The sequence below is a fragment of the Streptomyces sp. AK010 genome, assembly GCF_014207295.1.
Lineage (GTDB): Bacteria > Actinomycetota > Actinomycetes > Streptomycetales > Streptomycetaceae > Streptomyces > Streptomyces massasporeus.
The window spans coordinates 137,518-157,287 of record NZ_JACHCX010000004.1 but is presented as its reverse complement, the minus strand read 5'-3'; the positions used below and the strand labels follow the sequence as shown (position 1 = coordinate 157,287).

Annotated in this window: 15 protein-coding genes and 3 pseudogenes; 13 read left to right on the top strand and 5 right to left on the bottom strand. The window is 69.9% G+C overall.

What is annotated here, in order from left to right:
* The first annotated feature begins 224 nt into the window (after positions 1-224).
* The 4 genes from secD to relA all read left to right on the top strand — a co-directional run bounded on the left by secD (position 225) and on the right by relA (position 6,363).
* Positions 225-1,991 (top strand): protein translocase subunit SecD, encoded by a 1,767-nt coding sequence (secD, locus tag HDC93_RS09475; RefSeq protein ID WP_185009137.1) that lies wholly within the window; start codon positions 225-227, stop codon positions 1,989-1,991.
* A 1-nt stretch (position 1,992) separates the two neighbouring features.
* Positions 1,993-3,111, top strand: coding sequence for a protein translocase subunit SecF (secF, locus tag HDC93_RS09470; protein ID WP_185009135.1), 1,119 nt, complete (start codon positions 1,993-1,995; stop codon positions 3,109-3,111).
* Entirely contained in the window at positions 3,108-3,647 is a 540-nt protein-coding gene (locus HDC93_RS09465) for an adenine phosphoribosyltransferase (RefSeq protein WP_185009133.1), read from the top strand. The genes secF and HDC93_RS09465 overlap by 4 nt, the downstream gene beginning before the upstream one ends.
* 193 nt (positions 3,648-3,840) lie before the next feature.
* Complete coding sequence (gene relA, locus HDC93_RS09460) at positions 3,841-6,363, top strand: GTP pyrophosphokinase (RefSeq protein ID WP_185009131.1); 2,523 nt, start codon at positions 3,841-3,843, stop codon at positions 6,361-6,363.
* Between the two features lie 82 nt (positions 6,364-6,445).
* Here the strand turns inward: relA and HDC93_RS09455 are convergent, their stop codons facing one another.
* Positions 6,446-7,675 (bottom strand): DUF349 domain-containing protein, encoded by a 1,230-nt coding sequence (locus HDC93_RS09455; protein ID WP_185009129.1) that lies wholly within the window; start codon positions 7,673-7,675, stop codon positions 6,446-6,448.
* A 136-nt stretch (positions 7,676-7,811) separates the two neighbouring features.
* Entirely contained in the window at positions 7,812-8,657 is an 846-nt protein-coding gene (locus HDC93_RS09450; protein ID WP_185009127.1) for a peptidylprolyl isomerase, read from the bottom strand.
* Positions 8,658-8,826: 169 nt separating this feature from the next.
* On the opposite strand from HDC93_RS09450, the gene HDC93_RS09445 reads away from it, so the two are divergent.
* The gene (locus HDC93_RS09445) at positions 8,827-9,534 is read left to right on the top strand and encodes an MBL fold metallo-hydrolase (RefSeq protein ID WP_185009125.1); all 708 of its coding nucleotides are present in this window, start codon (positions 8,827-8,829) and stop codon (positions 9,532-9,534) included.
* Between the two features lie 11 nt (positions 9,535-9,545).
* Positions 9,546-10,808: a histidine--tRNA ligase gene (gene hisS, locus HDC93_RS09440; protein WP_185009123.1), complete on the top strand. Its 1,263-nt coding sequence runs from the start codon at positions 9,546-9,548 to the stop codon at positions 10,806-10,808.
* Between the two features lie 85 nt (positions 10,809-10,893).
* On the opposite strand, the pseudogene HDC93_RS09435 reads toward hisS, so the two are convergent.
* The 3 pseudogenes from HDC93_RS09435 to HDC93_RS09425 all read right to left on the bottom strand — a co-directional run.
* Positions 10,894-11,130, bottom strand: a pseudogene (locus HDC93_RS09435) (LuxR C-terminal-related transcriptional regulator); the annotation flags it as partial.
* A pseudogene (locus HDC93_RS09430) lies at positions 11,122-11,419 on the bottom strand (ABC transporter permease); the annotation flags it as partial. The pseudogenes HDC93_RS09435 and HDC93_RS09430, both read right to left, overlap by 9 nt.
* A pseudogene (locus HDC93_RS09425) lies at positions 11,416-12,289 on the bottom strand (ABC transporter ATP-binding protein). The pseudogenes HDC93_RS09425 and HDC93_RS09430, both read right to left, overlap by 4 nt.
* A gap of 142 nt (positions 12,290-12,431) precedes the next feature.
* Here HDC93_RS09425 and HDC93_RS09420 point away from each other — a divergent pair.
* From HDC93_RS09420 to ruvX, 7 genes are all read left to right on the top strand, one after another.
* Positions 12,432-13,088: a vitamin K epoxide reductase family protein gene (locus HDC93_RS09420; RefSeq protein ID WP_185009121.1), complete on the top strand. Its 657-nt coding sequence runs from the start codon at positions 12,432-12,434 to the stop codon at positions 13,086-13,088.
* 56 nt (positions 13,089-13,144) lie between these two features.
* Positions 13,145-14,497 (top strand): replication-associated recombination protein A, encoded by a 1,353-nt coding sequence (locus tag HDC93_RS09415; protein ID WP_185009119.1) that lies wholly within the window; start codon positions 13,145-13,147, stop codon positions 14,495-14,497.
* A 303-nt stretch (positions 14,498-14,800) separates the two neighbouring features.
* Complete coding sequence (rpsD, locus tag HDC93_RS09410; protein WP_031104240.1) at positions 14,801-15,415, top strand: 30S ribosomal protein S4; 615 nt, start codon at positions 14,801-14,803, stop codon at positions 15,413-15,415.
* Between the two features lie 332 nt (positions 15,416-15,747).
* Positions 15,748-16,188 carry a DUF948 domain-containing protein gene (locus HDC93_RS09405; RefSeq protein ID WP_051715496.1) on the top strand — a complete coding sequence of 147 codons (441 nt, stop codon included), beginning with the start codon at positions 15,748-15,750 and terminating at the stop codon, positions 16,186-16,188.
* Between the two features lie 9 nt (positions 16,189-16,197).
* Positions 16,198-16,551, top strand: a complete 354-nt coding sequence (locus HDC93_RS09400) for a hypothetical protein (protein ID WP_097215538.1) — start codon at positions 16,198-16,200, stop codon at positions 16,549-16,551.
* Complete coding sequence (gene alaS, locus HDC93_RS09395; RefSeq protein ID WP_185009116.1) at positions 16,551-19,223, top strand: alanine--tRNA ligase; 2,673 nt, start codon at positions 16,551-16,553, stop codon at positions 19,221-19,223. Before HDC93_RS09400 ends, alaS begins: the two co-directional genes overlap by 1 nt.
* A gap of 17 nt (positions 19,224-19,240) precedes the next feature.
* On the top strand, positions 19,241-19,705 hold the full coding sequence (gene ruvX / locus HDC93_RS09390) for a Holliday junction resolvase RuvX (RefSeq protein ID WP_185009114.1): 465 nt from the start codon (positions 19,241-19,243) through the stop codon (positions 19,703-19,705).
* The last annotated feature ends 65 nt before the right edge of the window (positions 19,706-19,770 follow it).

The window sequence follows — 19,770 nt, the reverse complement described above, 5'->3', positions numbered from 1 at the left end:
GGGCGGGGGCGGCCGCGGGGCCGGCGGGGGCGGCGGGGGCGAGCGGGGCGTCCGCCCCAAATACCCCCGCCGGCTCCGGGGGGGGGTGGGGGCCGGGGGGGGGGGGGGGGGCCCGCCCCCCCCCCACCCCGGGACACGCCCAGCTCGCACGGAATCCCGACACCATGTCATGGCCGCCCGTCCGCCGATCCGGAGCGAGGTGGCCCGAGAGGGAGTACGAGAAGGTGGCCACACCTAAAAAGGGCCGGAGCGCGAGCGCCCAGAGCAAGCCGGGTCGCTCGCTGGCCCTGATCCTGATCGCCATCGCGGCGCTCACCGGTGGGATGTTCGCCTCGGGGCACACGAAGCCGCGACTCGGCATCGACCTTGCCGGCGGCACGAGCATCACGCTCCGCGCGGTCCCCGAGGCCGGCAACGAGTCGGCGATCAACAAGACCAACATGGACACGGCCGTCTCCATCATGGAGCGCCGCGTCAATGGTCTGGGCGTCTCGGAGGCCGAGGTCCAGACGCAGGGCCGCGACAACATCGTCGTGAACATCCCCAAGGGGACCAATTCCGAGCAGGCCCGCAAGCAGGTCGGCACCACCGCCAAGCTCTACTTCCGCCCGGTCATCGCCACCGAGGTCTCCGGCGGCAAGGGCGCGGCCAGCCCCTCCCCGAGCCCCACCGGCAGCCCCTCGGGCAAGCCGTCCGGCGCGGCCAGCGACAAGCCCGCGGCCACCGACAAGAACTCCGCCTCGCCGTCCGCCACGCCCACCACCCAGGGCCGCGCGGTCACCGACGGGCTGAAGGCCGACGCCACGCCGTCCGCGAGTGCCTCGGACAAGCCCGGAGCCAGCCCCTCCCCGTCGGCCGACAGCGGCTCCGCGGAGGCCGACGCGAACGCGCTGCAGGCGAAGTACGCCAAGCTCGACTGCACGGACACCAAGACCCGCTCCACCGTGGGCGACGGCGTCAAGGCATCCCAGCCCACCCTGGCCTGCGGCAAGAACGCGCAGGGCCAGTGGCAGAAGTACATCCTCGGCCCCGCCGAGGTCGACGGCACGGACGTCGACAAGGCCCAGGCCGTCCTGAACACGCAGACCGGTGCCGGCTGGACCGTCACGATGGACTTCACCGACGGCGGCGCCAAGAAGTTCGCGGACATCACCGGCAAGCTGGCGCAGAACCAGTCCCCGCAAAACCAGTTCGCGATCGTCCTGGACGGCGAGGTCGTCTCCGACCCGTTCGTCCGGCAGGCCCTGACCGGCGGCAACGCCGAGATCTCCGGCAACTTCAACCAGCAGTCCGCCCAGGACCTGTCCAACATGCTGAGCTACGGCGCGCTGCCGCTGACCTTCAAGGTGGACAGCATGACGACGGTGACCGCCGCGCTGGGCGGTGACCAGCTGCAGGCCGGTCTGATCGCCGGCGCGATCGGTCTCGCGCTGGTCGTCATCTACCTGCTGGCCTACTACCGCGGTCTGTCGTTCGTCGCGATCCTGTCGCTGCTGGTCTCCGCCGCCCTCACCTACACGCTGATGGCCCTGCTCGGCCCGGCCATCGGCTTCGCGCTGAACCTGCCGGCCGTCTGCGGTGCCATCGTCGCCATCGGCATCACGGCGGACTCGTTCATCGTCTACTTCGAACGCGTCCGGGACGAGATCCGCGAGGGCCGTACGCTGCGTCCCGCCGTGGAGCGGGCCTGGCCTCGCGCCCGGCGCACCATCCTGGTCTCCGACTTCGTGTCGTTCCTCGCCGCCGCGGTGCTCTTCATCGTCACCGTCGGCAAGGTGCGCGGCTTCGCCTTCACGCTCGGCCTGACCACGCTGCTCGACGTCGTCGTGGTCTTCCTCTTCACCAAGCCGCTGCTGACCCTGCTGGCGCGTCGCACCTTCTTCGCGAGCGGCCACAAGTGGTCCGGCCTCGACCCGAAGAGCCTGGGTGCCCAGCCGCCACTGCGCCGCACCCGCCGTCCCTCCGCCCCCGTCGAGACGAAGGAGGCGTGAGATGTCGAAACTCGGCAACCTCGGCGCCCGGCTGCACCGTGGCGAGATCGGCTACGACTTCGTCAAGAACCGCAAGATCTGGTACGGCCTGTCGATCCTGATCACCATCACGGCCATCGTCGGCCTGGCGGTGCGCGGCCTGAACATGGGCATCGAGTTCCAGGGCGGTGCCGTCTTCACCACCCCGAAGAACGTCAGTGTCTCGGTTTCCCAGGCCGAGGAGTACGCGGAATCGGCCTCCGGTCACGACGCGATCGTCCAGGAACTCGGCGACGGAAGCCTGCGCATCCAGGTCGCGGGCATCGAGACCGACAAGGCCAACCAGATCAAGAACCAGCTCTCGGACGACCTCAAGGTCGACTCGGAGCAGATCAACGCCGAACTGGTCGGCCCCAGCTGGGGTGAGCAGATCGCCGACAAGGCCTGGCAGGGCCTCGGCATCTTCCTGATCCTCGTGGTGATCTACCTGGCGATCGCGTTCGAGTGGCGCATGGCGCTCGCCGCGTTCGTCGCGCTGATCCACGACATCACCATCACCGTCGGTATCTACGCCCTCGTCGGCTTCGAGGTCACACCGGGCACGGTGATCGGTCTGCTGACCATCCTCGGTTACTCGCTGTACGACACGGTCGTCGTGTTCGACAGCCTCAAGGAACAGACGAAGGACCTCACCAAGCAGACCCGCTGGACCTACAGCGACGTCGCCAACCGCTCGATCAACAGCACTCTGGTCCGCTCGATCAACACCACGGTGGTCGCGCTGCTGCCGGTCGCGGGCCTGCTGTTCATCGGTGGCGGTGTCCTCGGCGCCGGCATGCTGAACGACATCTCGCTGTCGCTGTTCGTCGGCCTCGCCGCCGGTGCGTACTCCTCGATCTTCATCGCCACCCCGCTCGTCGCCGACCTCAAGGAGCGCGAGCCGGCGATGAAGGCCCTGAAGAAGCGCGTCCTCGCCAAGCGGGCCCAGGCCGCCGCCAAGGGCGAGACCCAGCAGGTCCAGGGTGACGACGAGGCGTACGCGGACGAGCCCGAGGACGCCGCACCCGCGGTGGTCGGGCCGCGCAACCAGCCGGCCTCGCGCACGCGTGGCCGCGGCCGCCCCTCGGGCAAGCGCCGATGACCGACATCAAGGAGCTGCTGCTCAGCCGCATCCGCGACGTGGCCGACTACCCGGAGCCGGGCGTGATGTTCAAGGACATCACCCCGCTCCTGGCGGACCCGGCGGCGCTCACGGCCCTGACCGACGCCCTCGCCGAGATCGCCGAGCGCACCGGTGCCACCAAGGTCATCGGCCTGGAGGCCCGCGGCTTCATCCTCGGCGCCCCGGTCGCCGTCCGCGCGGGGCTCGGCTTCATCCCCGTACGCAAGGCGGGCAAGCTCCCCGGAGCGACCCTCGCCCAGGCCTACGACCTGGAGTACGGCTCGGCGGAGATCGAGGTGCACGCGGAGGACCTCACCGCCGAGGACCGCGTCCTGATCGTCGACGACGTCCTCGCCACCGGCGGCACCGCCGAGGCCTCGGTCCAGCTCATCCGCCGGGCCGGCGCCGAGGTCGCGGGACTGGCCGTCCTCATGGAGCTCGGCTTCCTGAGCGGCCGCGCCCGCCTGGAGCCGGCGCTGAACGGTGCCCCGCTGGAGGCGCTGCTCACGGTCTAGCGACCACGGTGTCCCCGCGGACACCGGCATGACACCGCGGAGGCGGGCCCGGAGGAATCCGGAGCCCGCCTCCCGTGTTGTGCCGGGTAGACGGTGCTCACATTGGCCTGAAGGCGATCCTGGAGCTCAGGATCGCTACCATGGGGTCTCCGGAACCTGACCGGGGGACCCGGATCGCGCACGAGGAGCCCTCTTGCCAGACGAGGCCCAGCACCTGACCGCCGCCAAGCCCGAGTCCGCCTCGGCAGCCGCGGCGAAGCCCGCGCCGAGCGCGCCCCACGCGAAGAACGACACCCGCGGGCCGGTCGAGCATGCCCAGGCGGCACCGGTCGACAAGCCCGCCGATCAGTCGCGGCCCAAGCCCACCCCGCCGCCCGCGGTACGTCAGGCAGCCGGACAGCCGGCCCGCTCCGGCTCATCCAACCGCGTCCGTGCCCGTCTGGCCCGGCTCGGTGTGCAGCGCGCGAACCCGTACAACCCGGTGCTGGAGCCGCTGCTGCGGATAGTGCGCAGCAACGACCCGAAGATCGAGACGGCCACGCTCCGCCAGATCGAGCGCGCCTACCAGGTCGCCGAGCGCTGGCACCGCGGCCAGAAGCGCAAGAGCGGCGACCCGTACATCACGCACCCCCTCGCCGTCACCACCATCCTCGCCGAGCTGGGCATGGATCCGGCCACGCTGATGGCCGGCCTGCTGCACGACACCGTCGAGGACACCGAGTACGGCCTGGACGACCTGCGCCGCGACTTCGGCGACGTCGTCACGCTGCTCGTCGACGGCGTCACCAAGCTGGACAAGGTCAAGTTCGGCGAGGCCGCGCAGGCCGAGACCGTGCGCAAGATGGTCGTCGCCATGGCCAAGGACCCGCGTGTCCTGGTCATCAAGCTCGCCGACCGCCTGCACAACATGCGCACCATGCGCTACCTCAAGCGCGAGAAGCAGGAGAAGAAGGCGCGCGAGACCCTGGAGATCTACGCGCCGCTCGCCCATCGCCTGGGCATGAACACCATCAAGTGGGAGCTGGAGGACCTCGCCTTCGCGATCCTCTACCCCAAGATGTACGACGAGATCGTCCGGCTGGTGGCCGAGCGGGCGCCGAAGCGTGACGAGTACCTGGCCATCGTCACCGACGAGGTCCAGCAGGACCTGCGCGCGGCCCGCATCAAGGCGACCGTCACCGGCCGCCCGAAGCACTACTACAGCGTCTACCAGAAGATGATCGTCCGCGGCCGGGACTTCGCGGAGATCTACGACCTGGTGGGCATCCGCGTCCTCGTGGACACCGTCCGCGACTGCTACGCGGCCCTCGGCACGGTGCACGCGCGATGGAATCCGGTCCCCGGCCGGTTCAAGGACTACATCGCGATGCCCAAGTTCAACATGTACCAGTCGCTGCACACGACGGTCATCGGCCCCGGCGGCAAGCCGGTCGAGCTGCAGATCCGCACGTTCGACATGCACCGCCGCGCCGAGTACGGCATCGCCGCGCACTGGAAGTACAAGCAGGAGGCCGTAGCCGGCGCCTCGAAGGTGCGCAGCGACGCCCCCAAGTCGTCCGGCAAGGGCAAGGACGACCACCTCAACGACATGGCGTGGCTGCGCCAGCTCCTGGACTGGCAGAAGGAGACCGAGGACCCGGGTGAGTTCCTGGAGTCCCTGCGCTTCGACCTGTCCCGCAACGAGGTCTTCGTCTTCACCCCCAAGGGCGACGTCATAGCGCTCCCCGCCGGGGCCACCCCGGTGGACTTCGCGTACGCCGTGCACACCGAGGTCGGGCACCGCACCATAGGCGCCCGCGTCAACGGCCGGCTGGTCCCGCTGGAGTCCACCCTTGACAACGGCGACCTGGTGGAGGTCTTCACCTCCAAGGCGGCCGGAGCCGGGCCCTCCCGCGACTGGCTCGGCTTCGTCAAGTCACCGCGCGCCCGCAACAAGATCCGCGCCTGGTTCTCCAAGGAACGCCGCGACGAGGCGATCGAGCAGGGCAAGGACGCCATCGTCCGCGCGATGCGCAAGCAGAACCTGCCGATCCAGCGCATCCTGACCGGCGACTCCCTGGTGACGCTCGCACACGAGATGCGCTACGCCGATATCTCCGCCCTGTACGCGGCGATCGGCGAGGGCCATGTCTCCGCGCAGAACATCGTGCAGAAGCTGGTGCAGGCCCTCGGTGGCGAGGAGGCCGCCACCGAGGAGATCGACGAGTCGGTTCCGCCGGCCCGAGGCCGCAGCCGCAAGCGCCGCTCCAGCGCCGACCCGGGCGTCGTCGTCAAGGGCGTCGAGGACGTGTGGGTCAAGCTGGCCCGCTGCTGCACCCCCGTCCCGGGCGACCCCATCATCGGCTTCGTCACCCGCGGCAGCGGAGTGTCGGTTCACCGCAGCGACTGCGTGAACGTCGACTCGCTGTCCCGCGAGCCCGAGCGCATCCTCGACGTCGAGTGGGCTCCCACCCAGTCCTCGGTCTTCCTGGTCGCCATCCAGGTCGAGGCGCTGGACCGCTCCCGGCTGCTCTCGGACGTCACCCGCGTGCTGTCCGACCAGCACGTCAACATCCTCTCCGCGGCCGTCCAGACCTCCCGCGACCGCGTCGCCACCTCCCGCTTCACCTTCGAGATGGGCGACCCGAAGCACCTCGGCCATGTGCTGAAGGCGGTCCGGGGCGTGGAGGGCGTCTACGACGTGTACCGGGTGACGTCGGCGCGCAGCAGGTCGTAACCGCTCGTCAGCGGTCGTCACCTCCGACCACACGAAAGGGGCTCCCGTACACCTCGTACGGGAGCCCCTTTCGACGGACTGCTCAGCCTCCGAACTCCTGCAGGCCCTTCAGCGCCTGGTCCAGCAGCGCCTGGCGGCCGTCGAGCTCACGCTGGAGCTTGTCGGCCCTGGCGTTGTTGCCCTGCGCCCGCGCCTGCTCGATCTGGCCCCGCAGCTTGTCCACCGCTGCCTGGAGCTGGCCCGTCAGACCCTCGGCACGCGCGCGTGCCTCCGGGTTCGTCCGGCGCCACTCGGCCTCCTCGGCCTCCTGGATGGCCCGCTCCACCGCGTGCATCCGGCCCTCGACCTTCGGCCGGGCGTCGCGCGGCACATGGCCGATGGCCTCCCAGCGCTCGTTCACGTTCCGGAACGCGGCGCGGGCCGCCTTCAGGTCCGCGATCGGCAGGAGCTTCTCGGCCTCCTCGGCCAGCTCCTCCTTGAGCTTGAGGTTCTCCGACTGCTCGGCGTCCCGCTCGGCGAAGACCGAGCTGCGGGCCGCGAAGAAGACGTCCTGGGCGCCGCGGAAGCGGTTCCACAAATCGTCCTCGTGCTCGCGCTGAGCGCGGCCCGCGGCCTTCCACTCGGACATCAGCTCGCGGTAGCGCGCCGCCGTCACGCCCCAGTCCGTCGAGTTCGACAGCGCCTCGGCCTCGGAGACCAGCCGCTCCTTGGTCTTGCGGGCCTCCTCGCGCTGCGCGTCCAGCTGCGCGAAGTGCTGCTTGCGCCGCTTGGAGAACGCCGAGCGCGCGTGCGAGAACCGGTGCCACAGCTCGTCGTCGGACTTGCGGTCCAGACGCGGCAGACCCTTCCAGGTGTCCACCAGGGCCCGCAGCCGCTCACCGGCCGCCCGCCACTGGTCGGACTGCGACAGCTCCTCCGCCTCGGCGACCAGCGCCTCCTTGGCGTGCCGGGCCTCGTCGGACTGCTTCGCCCGCTGCGCCTTGCGCTCCTCGCGGCGCGCCTCCACCAGCTCCACGAGCTTGTCCAGCCGGACCCGCAGGGCGTCCAGGTCGCCCACCACGTGGTGCGCGTCGACCTGCTCGCGGATGTGGTCGATGGCGGCCTGGGCGTCCTTGGCCGACAGGTCGGTGGTCTTCACTCGCTTCTCGAGGAGGCCGATCTCGACAACCAGGCCCTCGTACTTGCGCTCGAAATAGGCCAGCGCCTCCTCGGGGGAGCCTGCCTGCCAGGAACCGACGACCTGCTCGCCGTCGGCCGTACGCACGTACACGGTCCCCGTCTCGTCGACGCGGCCCCACGGGTCGCTGCTCACAGCGCCTCCTCCACATGATGCCTGCGAGGGGCCTGAAGCTCCCCCGGGCATCGTCCACAGTTTCGTCACGGCCAACATAGGCGACCGGCGGGGGGCGTGTCCGCATCCCGCGCGACCGAAATTTCGCAGTTGGGGGTCAGGATTTCGTGATCGTGGCCTTGTTGATCACGACCGTCGCGTTGGGCGCCGTATTGCCCGTCTGAGGGTCGGGAGCCTGCGCCCCGGCATCCGCGATTTTCTTGAGGACCTTCATGCCCGCCTCGGACACCGTGCCGAACGGTGTGTAGTCGGGCGGCAGCTGACTGTCCTGGTAGACGAGGAAGAACTGGCTGCCGCCGCTGTTGCGGCCCTGCTTGGTCTGCGCGTTGTACTGGTTCGCCATCGCGACCGTGCCCGCCGGGTACGTCCCGCCCTTGAGGCTCTTGTCCTTGAGGTTCTCGTCCGGGATGGTGTAGCCCGGTCCGCCCATGCCGGTGCCCTGCGGGTCGCCGCACTGCAGGACGTAGATGCCCTGGTCCGTGAGCCGGTGGCACTTGCTGTGGTCCAGGTAGCCCTTGCCGAGAAGGAAGTTGAACGAGTTGACGGTGTGCGGCGCCGCCGACGCCTTCAGCGCGACGTCAATCTCACCGCAGGTCGTGTCCAGCTTCATCGTGTACTTCGCCGACTCGTCGACGGTCATCGCCGGTTCCTTCTTCCAGGTCTCCGACTTGACCTTGCCCGGGGCCGGCTTCTCGCACGGGTCCGGGGCCCTGCTGGGCGTGGCGCTCGGCGTGACCTCCGCGTTCGCGTTCTCCTTCTTGCCGTCGTCCTCGAACGGCTTGGTCAGGAAGACCGTCACCGACAGGACCACGATCACGCCGAGAGCCGAGGCGATCACGGAGTTGCGGATACGGGCCTTGCGTCGCGCGTCAGTGCGTCGCTGCTGCTGCCGCAAGAACTTCTCCCGGGCGAGCTGACGCCGCCGCTGTTCCTGGCTGACCACCGGGTTCTCTCCTCAAGGGTCTGATACGTCGACCGGTACGCGTGCGTCCTGTGTGCCGAGCGCGTGCGTGTGCCCCGTACCGTATATGGGTTCGCTGAGGAATCGGCAGCGCCGGTAGGCTCTGTGAGCAGCCTTAGCCGCCCGTATGTCGACACAACGAAGGACGATCGTGCTCATTGCCGGGTTCCCCGCCGGGGCCTGGGGGACGAACTGCTACCTCGTCGCCCCCGCCGCCGGTGAGGAGTGCGTGATCATCGACCCCGGCCATCAGGCCGCCGACGGCGTCGAGGAAGCGATCAGGAAGCATCGCCTCAAGCCCGTCGCCGTCGTCCTCACCCACGGCCACATCGACCATGTGGCGTCGGTCGCCCCGGTGTGCGGCGCGCACGACGTGCCGGCCTGGATCCACCCGGACGACCGGTACATGATGAGCGACCCCGAGAAGGGGATCGGCCGTTCCATCGGGATGCCGCTGCTGGGCGAGCTGACCGTGGGGGAGCCGGACGACGTCAAGGAGCTGACCGACGGGGCGAAGCTGGAGCTGGCGGGCCTGGAGCTGTCCGTCGCGCACGCGCCGGGCCATACCAAGGGGTCGGTGACCTTCGGCATGCCCGAGGCGGCGGACATCCCGCCGGTCCTCTTCTCGGGCGACCTGCTGTTCGCCGGCTCCATCGGACGTACCGACCTGCCCGGCGGTGACATGGCCGAGATGCTCGACTCGCTGGCCCGCGTGTGCCTGCCGCTCGACGACTCGACCGTGGTGCTGTCCGGCCACGGCCCCCAGACGACCATCGGCCAGGAGCGCTCCACCAACCCGTATCTGCGGCAGGTGGCCGCCGGCCAGGGACCCGCTCGGGCTCCCCGACGAGGAATGTGACGAGACCTTCCGTGAGCACCTTCAAGGCCCCCAAGGGCACGTACGACCTGATCCCCCCGGACAGCGCCGTCTACCTCGCCGTCCGTGAGGCGATCGCCGCCCCGCTGCGCAACTCCGGCTACGGCTACATCGAGACGCCGGGCTTCGAGAACGTCGAACTCTTCGCGCGCGGGGTCGGTGAGTCCACCGACATCGTGACCAAGGAGATGTACGCCTTCGAGACCAAGGGCGGCGACCGGCTCGCCCTGCGCCCCGAAGGCACGGCCTCCGTTCTGCGCGCGGCGCTGGAGGCCAACCTGCACAAGGCCGGCAACCTCCCGGTCAAGCTCTGGTACTCCGGCTCGTACTACCGCTACGAGCGCCCCCAGAAGGGCCGTTACCGCCACTTCTCGCAGGTCGGTGCCGAGGCGATCGGCGCGGAGGACCCGGCGTTGGACGCCGAGCTGCTCATCCTGGCCGACCAGGCGTACCGCTCGCTGGGCCTGAGCAACTTCCGGATCCTGCTCAACAGCCTCGGAGACCAGGAGTGCCGCCCGGTGTACCGGACGGCGCTCCAGGAGTTCCTGCGCGGCCTGGACCTGGACGAGGACACCCTGCGCCGCGCGGAGATCAACCCGCTGCGTGTCCTGGACGACAAGCGCGAGTCGGTCCAGAAGCAGCTGGGGGACGCGCCGCTGCTGCGGGACTACCTGTGCGACGCGTGCAAGGCCTACCACGAGGAGGTCCGCGAGCTGATCACGGCGGCGGGCGTCTCCTTCGAGGACGACCCGAAGCTGGTCCGCGGTCTGGACTACTACACCCGCACGACCTTCGAGTTCGTCCACGACGGTCTGGGCTCGCAGTCCGCGGTGGGCGGCGGCGGCCGCTACGACGGCCTCTCCGAGATGATCGGCGGCCCCGCGCTGCCGTCCGTCGGCTGGGCCCTCGGCGTCGACCGCACGGTCCTCGCCCTGCAGGCGGAGGGCGTCGAGCTGGAACTGCCCGCCACCACCAGCGTGTTCGCCGTCCCGCTCGGCGAGGAGGCCCGCCGCGTCCTGTTCGCCAAGGTCACCGAGCTCCGCAAGAACGGCATCGCGGCCGACTTCTCCTACGGCGGCAAGGGTCTCAAGGGCGCGATGAAGAACGCCAACCGCAGCGGCGCCCGCTACACGGTCGTCGCCGGCGAACGCGACCTCGCCGAGGGCGTCGTCCAGCTCAAGGACATGGAGTCCGGCGAGCAGACGGCGGTGGGCGTGAACGAGATCGTGGCGGAGCTGGAAGCGCGGCTGGGCTGATCAGCCGCCCGGACGGGAACGGCCTCGGCCTTCACAGCCCCCGTGGCTCTGGAGGCCGAGGCCGTTCCCGTTCCCTCAGCAGCCCTCAGTCCAGCAGCCCGAACCGCATCGCGCTGGTGACGGCCGCGGTCCGGTCGTCGACCCCCGGCTTGCCGAAGACCCGCAGCAGACACGTCTTCACCGTCGACTCCCCGATGAACAACCGCCGCCCGATCTCCGCGTTCGTGCACCCCTCGGCCACCAGTCGCAGCACCGCCGTCTCGCGCTCCGAGAGCCGGGGCCGCTCCGGCTTCGTGCGGTGCTGGTCGACCAGCCGGGCCGCCGCGATCGAGATGCCGGGCGCCTGGAAGCTCGTCGACATGATCCCGGCGGCCATCATGGCCGGCAGTTACACCTGCGAGGCGGTGATGCACGCGCCCTCCACGTCGTCCCGGAAGATCGACGCGAACAGGAACAGGAAGACGACCGGGAAGGCGAAGGTGAACACCACCTGGTCGCGCTGGCGGATGAACTGCCTGATCTCCAGGGCGCCCCGCCGCACCAGCCCCCACGCGCCAGGCAGCCGCCCGAACGCCGACGTCACCGCGCTCCCGTACGGCGGTCGTGGTCATCGCGCGTCCTCCTGGGACTGCCCGGTCAGCCGGAGGCAGACGTCCTCCAGCGTGGGGCGGGTCACCGTCAGCCCGGGGATCTCGCCGCCGCAGCGCCCCATGAGATCGGCGAAGGCCCGGGCCGGCGTCCCGGTGCGCAGCGCGCGCGGGCTGCCGTCCGGCTCGGTCCACGCCACGGTGGCCCCGGTGCCGTACCGCTCCCGCAGGGCTCCGGGTTCGCCCTCGGCGACGATCCGGCCCTTGGCGACGACGGCCGGCCGGTGCGCGAGGGCCTCCGCCTCCTCCAGGTAGTGCGTGGTCAGCACGACGGTCGTGCCCTCCTCGGCCAAGGCGCGGATCAGCGACCAGAACCGCCGCCGGGCCGCCGGGCCGAACCCGGTCGTCGGCTCGTCCAGGAGCAGCAGGTCAGGGCCCCCGATGACGCCGAGCGGCACGTCCAGGCGCATGCGCTGGCCGCCCGACAGCGCCTTGGTCCGGCTGTCCGCCTTCGTCTCCAGACCGACCAGACCGATGACCTCCTCCGGGTCCCGCGGCCGGGGGCAGTAGCGGGCGAAGTGCCGCACGGTCTCCCGGACCGTCGACTCTGCGGGTGCCGATTCGTCCTGCCAGCCGATTCCGACACGAAAGCGCCACGCGCGCGTGCCGGTCGCCGGGTCCGACCCGAGCACGGACACCTCGCCCGCGTCCCGGTCCCGGTTGCCCTGGAGGATCTCCACCGTGGTGCTCTTGCCCGCGCCGTCGGGCCCGGAGCAGGCCGAACACCTCGCCCCGCCGGATACCGAGATCGATGCCGTCGACGGCGGTCAGGCCCCCGTACCGCTTGCGCAGCCCCCGCACGTCCACGGCGAGTTCGTACCCCTGTGCTGTCATGCGACGAGCGTCGGCCGGAACCCACCCCTCAGGGACGACCGGGCGGACATCCTTATGTCCACTGAACGGCGGACAGGGGCACCTGTGCGGCACAATGGCCCTGCCCGAAGATGTTCAGGTCTCAAGTGACGGAATCGGCGTGATGAGCAAGACGACAGCGAAGGACGTCTCCACGGAGTCCGAGCCGGAGCGCGCCGAGATCGCACCGCGCGCGGAGGGCGGCAGCCGGGCCCTGGCCCTGCTGCTGGTGATCACCGGCGCGGCCGGACTGCTCGCCGCGTGGGTCATCACGATCGACAAGTTCAAGATCCTCGAGGCCAAGGTCGAGGGCAAGACCTACACGCCCGGCTGCAGCCTCAACCCGGTCGTGTCCTGCGGCAGCGTCATGGAGAGCAAGCAGGCCGCCGTCTTCGGCTTCCCGAACCCGATGCTCGGCCTCGTCTGCTACGGCATCGTCATCGGCGTCGGCATGGCCCTGCTCGCCCGCGCTCGCTTCCCCCGCTGGTACTGGCTCACCTTCAACGCCGGCTGCCTCTTCGGCGTGGTCTTCTGCGCCTGGCTGATGTTCCAGTCCCTGTACCGGATCAACGCGCTCTGCCTGTGGTGCAGCCTCGCCTGGGTCGCCACGATCCTGATGTTCTGGTACGTGACCTCGTTCAACATCCGCAAGGGCTTCCTGCCCGCCCCGACCTGGCTCAAGAGCTTCTTCGGCGAGTTCACCTGGGTCATGCCCGTGCTGCACATCGGCATCATCGGCATGCTGGTCCTGACCCGCTGGTGGGACTTCTGGCTGAGCTGAGCCCCCGCATCCGGGGCCCGGCCGGATTGTCAGTGCCGTGATTTAGGGTTTCTGACGTGGAGCCCGACCTGTTCACCGCCGCAGCCGAAGAACGCCAGGAGAAGGTGCCGTCCAGCAGCCCCCTGGCGGTCCGGATGCGCCCGCGCACCCTCGACGAGGTCGTGGGCCAGCAGCATCTGCTGAAGCCGGGCTCACCCCTGCGCAGACTGGTCGGGGAGGCGTCCGGCCCGGCCGGCCCCTCCTCGGTGCTCCTGTGGGGCCCGCCCGGCACCGGCAAGACCACCCTGGCCTACGTCGTCTCCAAGGCGACCGACGCCCGCTTCGTGGAGCTGTCCGCGATCACCGCGGGCGTCAAGGAGGTCCGCGCGGTCATCGACGGCGCCCGCCGCGCCTCCGGCGGCTACGGCAAGGAGACCGTCCTCTTCCTCGACGAGATCCACCGCTTCAGCAAGGCCCAGCAGGACTCCCTGCTCCCGGCCGTCGAGAACCGCTGGGTGACGCTCATCGCGGCGACGACGGAGAACCCGTACTTCTCGGTGATCTCCCCCCTGCTGTCCCGCTCCCTGCTGCTCACCCTCGAACCGCTCACGGACGAGGACATCAGGAGCCTCATCCGCCGTGCCCTCGGCGACGAGCGCGGCCTCAAGGACGCCGTCACCCTCCCCGAGGAGACCGAGAACCACCTCCTGCGGATCGCGGGCGGTGACGCCCGCCGCGCCCTGACCGCCCTGGAGGCGGCCGCCGGGGCCGCCCTCGACAAGGGCGAGGCGGAGATCGGCCTGACCACCCTGGAGGAGACGGTCGACCGGGCCGCCGTGAAGTACGACCGCGACGGCGACCAGCACTACGACGTGGCCAGCGCCCTGATCAAGTCCATCCGCGGCTCCGACGTCGACGCCGCGCTGCACTACCTGGCCCGGATGATCGAGGCCGGCGAGGACCCCCGCTTCATCGCCCGCCGCCTGATGATCTCCGCCAGCGAGGACATCGGCCTGGCCGATCCGACCGCTCTGCCGACGGCGGTGGCCGCCGCCCAGGCCGTGGCCATGATCGGCTTCCCCGAAGCCGCCCTCACCCTCAGCCACGCCACGATCGCCCTCGCCCTGGCCCCCAAGTCCAACGCCGCGACCACCGCGATCGGCGCCGCCCTCGAAGACGTCCGCAAGGGCCTGGCCGGACCCGTCCCCGCCCATCTGCGCGACAGCCACTACAAGGGCGCGACCAAGCTCGGCCACGGCCAGGGCTACGTCTACCCCCACGACCTGCCCGAGGGCATCGCGGCCCAGCAGTACGCCCCCGACGAACTGAAGGGCCGCGAGTACTACGAGCCGACCCGGCACGGCGCGGAGGCCCGCTACGCGGACGCGGTGGAGTGGACCCGGAAGAACCTCGGTCGAAAGCGGTCCTGAGCACCCTGTAGACTCGGCCGGAGTGCCGCGTCTCGTGCAGTCAGAACGGGACAGTCGGCCGGAGCCCGGTCCCCGGACCGGCTCCAGGAGCGTTGCGCACCGTCGAACGGTGTCGCGGGCAGCCCACCACCACCGTCGCACGACGGAACCGGTCGGTGGGCCACTCGCGTGCTGCACGTATGTGCCCAGACCAGGGGAGCGGCTGCCCACCGGGGTCCACCAGGACCGAGGAGGGTTTCCCCGGCTGCGGATGCGACCTCCCTCAACCCTGACAAGCCGGAAACCAGGAAAGAGAAAAAGACAGTGGCGAACCAGTCCCGCCCCAAGGTCAAGAAGTCGCGTGCCCTCGGCATCGCGCTGACCCCGAAGGCCGTCAAGTACTTCGAGGCCCGCCCCTACCCGCCGGGTGAGCACGGCCGCGGCCGCAAGCAGAACTCGGACTACAAGGTCCGTCTGCTCGAGAAGCAGCGTCTGCGCGCGCAGTACGACGTGTCCGAGCGCCAGCTCGTCCGCGCCTACGAGCGTGCCTCCAAGGTCCAGGGCAAGACCGGTGAGGCCCTGATCATCGAGCTGGAGCGCCGTCTCGACGCCCTGGTTCTGCGTTCGGGCATTGCCCGCACGATCTACCAGGCCCGCCAGATGGTCGTGCACGGCCACATCGCGGTCAACGGCAAGAAGGTCGACAAGCCCTCCTTCCGTGTCCGTCCGGACGACGTGGTGCAGGTCCGCGAGCGCTCCAAGGAGAAGACCCTCTTCACGATCGCTCGTGAGGGTGGCTTCGCCCCCGACGGTGAGACCCCGCGCTACCTCCAGGTGAACCTCAAGGGCCTGGCGTTCCGCCTGGACCGCGAGCCGAACCGCAAGGAGATCCCGGTGATCTGCGACGAGCAGCTCGTCGTCGAGTACTACGCCCGCTGATCTTCCTCAGCGACGGCGGTACCACCGGCCTCGCGCCGAGCCCGCTGCCTCCCACCGTCAGGGTGGGAGGCAGCGGGTTTTTCGTTCCCCTCCCCTTCCTCGACTCGCCCCGGGATGCGCTTGGCGTGCCGATCTCCACGTCGCCTGCAAGGCGCGCACCGATGTCACCGGCATCCGGTACCGCGCCGAAGTCGCCCACCAGAAGTCGCTGATCGCCCAGGCCCTTTCCGGCGCCGCGCCCGCCGGAGCCAAATCCGGTACGGAGTGCCGTCGCGGTCGCGATAGGCTCGTCGCACGACTTTTTCGATGTTCAGGCACGTTTCAGGGAGCGGGTGCACACAGTGTCCGGTGGAGAGGTTGCCGGGATCCTGGTGGCCGTCTTCTGGGCGATCCTGGTCTCCTTCCTCGCCGTCGCGCTGGCGAGGGTGGCCCAGACGCTCAAGGCGACCACCAAGCTCGTGGCGGACGTGACCGACCAGGCCGTCCCGCTGCTGGCCGACGCCTCCACGGCGGTGCGCTCCGCGCAGACCCAGATCGACCGGGTCGACTCGATCGCCTCCGACGTCCAGGAGGTCACGTCGAACGCCTCGGCGCTGTCGACGACCGTCGCCTCCACCTTCGGCGGCCCCCTGGTCAAGGTCGCGGCCTTCGGCTACGGCGTGCGCCGGGCCCTGGGCGGCCGCAAGGAGGACGTGCCCGCCAAGGCGTCCAGGCGTACCGTGATCGTGGGCCGTACGGTCACCCGGCGCAGCGCCCGAGGGAAGAGGGACTGAGAGCCAGCGATGTTCCGCCGCACCTTCTGGTTCACCACGGGCGTCGCCGCCGGTGTGTGGGCCACCACCAAGGTCAATCGCAAGCTGAAGCAGCTGACCCCCGAGAGCCTCGCCAGAACCGCCGGGAACAAGGCGATCGAGGCCGGTCACCGCATCAAGGACCGTGCCGTGGGCTTCGCGCTCGACGTCCGCGACAACATGGCCGTGCGGGAGGCCGAACTGGGCGACGCCCTCGGGATCAACGAGAATCCCGAGCTGCCCGGCCCCCGCCGTCACATCGCCATCGAGAACCGCAACAACCCGAAGTACGTCGAGGGTTCGACGTACCAGACGCACCCGTACAACCGGAATGAGGACCACTGATGGAGTCGGCTGAGATTCGCCGCCGCTGGTTGAGCTTCTTCGAGGAGCGCGGTCACACCGTCGTCCCTTCGGCGTCGCTCATCGCGGACGACCCGACTCTGCTCCTCGTCCCGGCCGGCATGGTGCCCTTCAAGCCCTACTTCCTGGGTGAGGTCAAGCCGCCCTTCGCGCGCGCCACCAGCGTCCAGAAGTGCGTGCGCACGCCGGACATCGAAGAGGTCGGCAAGACCACCCGGCACGGCACGTTCTTCCAGATGTGCGGCAACTTCTCCTTCGGCGACTACTTCAAGGAAGGCGCCATCAAGTACGCCTGGGAGCTGCTCACCAGCGCCCAGGACAAGGGCGGCTACGGCCTCGACCCCGAGCGCCTGTGGATCACCGTGTACAAGGACGACGACGAGGCCGAGCGCATCTGGCACGAGGTCGTCGGCGTGCCGAAGGAGCGCATCCAGCGCCTCGGCATGAAGGACAACTACTGGTCCATGGGCGTCCCCGGCCCCTGCGGCCCGTGTTCCGAGATCAACTACGACCGCGGCCCCGACTTCGGCGTCGAGGGCGGCCCCGCCGTCAACGACGAGCGGTACGTGGAGATCTGGAACCTCGTCTTCATGCAGTACGAGCGGGGCGAGGGCATCGGCAAGGACAACTTCGAGATCCTCGGCGAACTGCCCAGCAAGAACATCGACACCGGCCTCGGCCTCGAGCGTCTCGCCATGATTCTGCAGGGCGTGCAGAACATGTACGAGATCGACACCTCGATGGCCGTCATCAACAAGGCCACCGAGCTGACCGGCGTCCGCTACGGCGACGCCCACGACTCGGACGTCTCCCTGCGCGTGGTCACCGACCACATGCGCACCTCGGTGATGCTGATCGGCGACGGTGTCACCCCCGGCAACGAGGGCCGCGGCTACGTGCTGCGCCGTATCATGCGCCGCGCCATCCGCAACATGCGCCTGCTCGGCGCCACCGGTCCGGTCGTGAAGGATCTGATCGACACCGTGATCGAGATGATGGGCCAGCAGTACCCCGAGCTCATCACCGACCGTGAGCGCATCGAGAAGGTCGCCCTCGCCGAGGAGAACGCCTTCCTCAAGACGCTGAAGGCCGGCACCAACATCCTCGACACGGCCGTCACCGACACCAAGGCCGCCGGCGGCACCGTCCTGCCCGGCGACAAGGCCTTCCTGCTCCACGACACCTGGGGCTTCCCGATCGACCTCACCCTGGAGATGGCCGCCGAGCAGGGCCTCTCCGTGGACGAGGACGGTTTCCGCCGCCTGATGAAGGAGCAGCGGGAGCGCGCCAAGGCCGACGCCCAGGCCAAGAAGACCGGGCACGCCGGCGCCGGTGCCTACCGTGAGATCGCCGACCAGGCCGGTGCCACCGACTTCATCGGCTACACCGACACCGAGAGCGAGTCCACGATCGTCGGCATCCTCGTCGACGGCGCCTCCTCCCCGGCCGCCACCGAGGGCGACGAGGTCGAGATCGTCCTCGACCGCACCCCCTTCTACGCCGAGGGCGGCGGCCAGATCGGCGACACCGGCCGCATCAAGGTCGACACCGGTGCCGTCATCGAGATCCGCGACTGCCAGAAGCCGGTCCCGGGGGTCTACGTCCACAAGGGCGTCGTCCAGGTCGGCGAGGTCACCGTCGGTGCCAAGGCCCACGCCTCGATCGACGACCGCCGCCGCAAGGCCATCGCCCGCGCCCACTCGGCCACGCACCTGACCCACCAGGCCCTGCGCGACGCCCTCGGCCCGACGGCCGCCCAGGCCGGTTCCGAGAACCAGCCCGGCCGCTTCCGTTTCGACTTCGGCTCCCCGTCCGCCGTCCCGACGGCCGTGATGACCGACGTCGAGCAGAAGATCAACGAGGTGCTCGCCCGCGACCTCGACGTCCGCGCCGACGTCATGGGCATCGACGAGGCCAAGAAGCAGGGCGCCATCGCCGAGTTCGGCGAGAAGTACGGCGAGCGCGTCCGCGTGGTCACCATCGGCGACTTCTCCAAGGAGCTGTGCGGCGGCACGCACGTGCACAACACCGCCCAGCTCGGCCTGGTGAAGCTGCTGGGCGAGTCGTCCATCGGCTCGGGTGTGCGCCGGATCGAGGCCCTCGTCGGCGTGGACGCCTACAACTTCCTCGCCCGGGAGCACACGGTCGTCGCCCAGCTCCAGGAGCTGATCAAGGGCCGCCCGGAGGAGCTCCCGGAGAAGGTCTCCGCCATGCTCGGCAAGCTGAAGGACGCCGAGAAGGAGATCGAGAAGTTCCGCGCCGAGAAGGTCCTCCAGGCCGCCGCCGGTCTCGCCGAGTCGGCCAAGGACATCCGTGGCGTTGCTGTCGTGACCGGTCAGGTCCCGGACGGTACGACCGCCGACGACCTGCGCAAGCTGGTCCTCGACGTGCGCGGACGCATCCAGGGCGGGCGGGCCGCCGTCGTCGCCCTGTTCACGGTGGCGAACGGCAAGCCGCTCACGGTGATCGCCACCAACGAGGCCGCCCGCGAGCGCGGCCTGAAGGCCGGCGAACTGGTCCGTACGGCCGCCAAGACCCTCGGCGGCGGCGGTGGCGGCAAGCCGGACGTCGCCCAGGGCGGCGGCCAGAACCCGGCCGCCATCGGTGACGCCGTGGACGCCGTGGAGCGTCTGGTCACCGAGACGGCCAAGTAAGAGACGGGTCGGACAGCATGCGCAGAGGACGTCGACTCGCGATCGACGTCGGGGACGCCCGCATCGGGGTCGCCTCATGCGACCCCGACGGGATCCTCGCCACCCCGGTGGAGACGGTCCCGGGGCGTGACATCCCCGCAGCTCAGCGACGGTTGAAACAACTCGTCGAGGAGTACGAGCCCCTCGAGGTCGTCGTCGGTCTCCCGCGCTCCCTCAAGGGGGGCGAGGGCCCGGCCGCGGTCAAGGTCCGGGCCTTCACCCGGGAACTGGCCCGCATGATCTCACCGGTTCCGGTGAGACTCGTCGACGAACGCATGACGACGGTGACGGCCAGCCAGGGACTGCGCGCCTCGGGCGTGAAATCCAAGAAGGGCCGGTCCGTCATCGACCAGGCGGCAGCCGTGGTCATCCTGCAACAAGCCCTCGAATCCGAACGGGTGTCAGGTAAAGCACCCGGCGAAGGCGTCGAAGTGGTCATCTGATCGCGATACGGTAACGTTCCGCGCGATGCGGCGGCGTTCGAACAGCCACCGCACAGCAAGAGGCG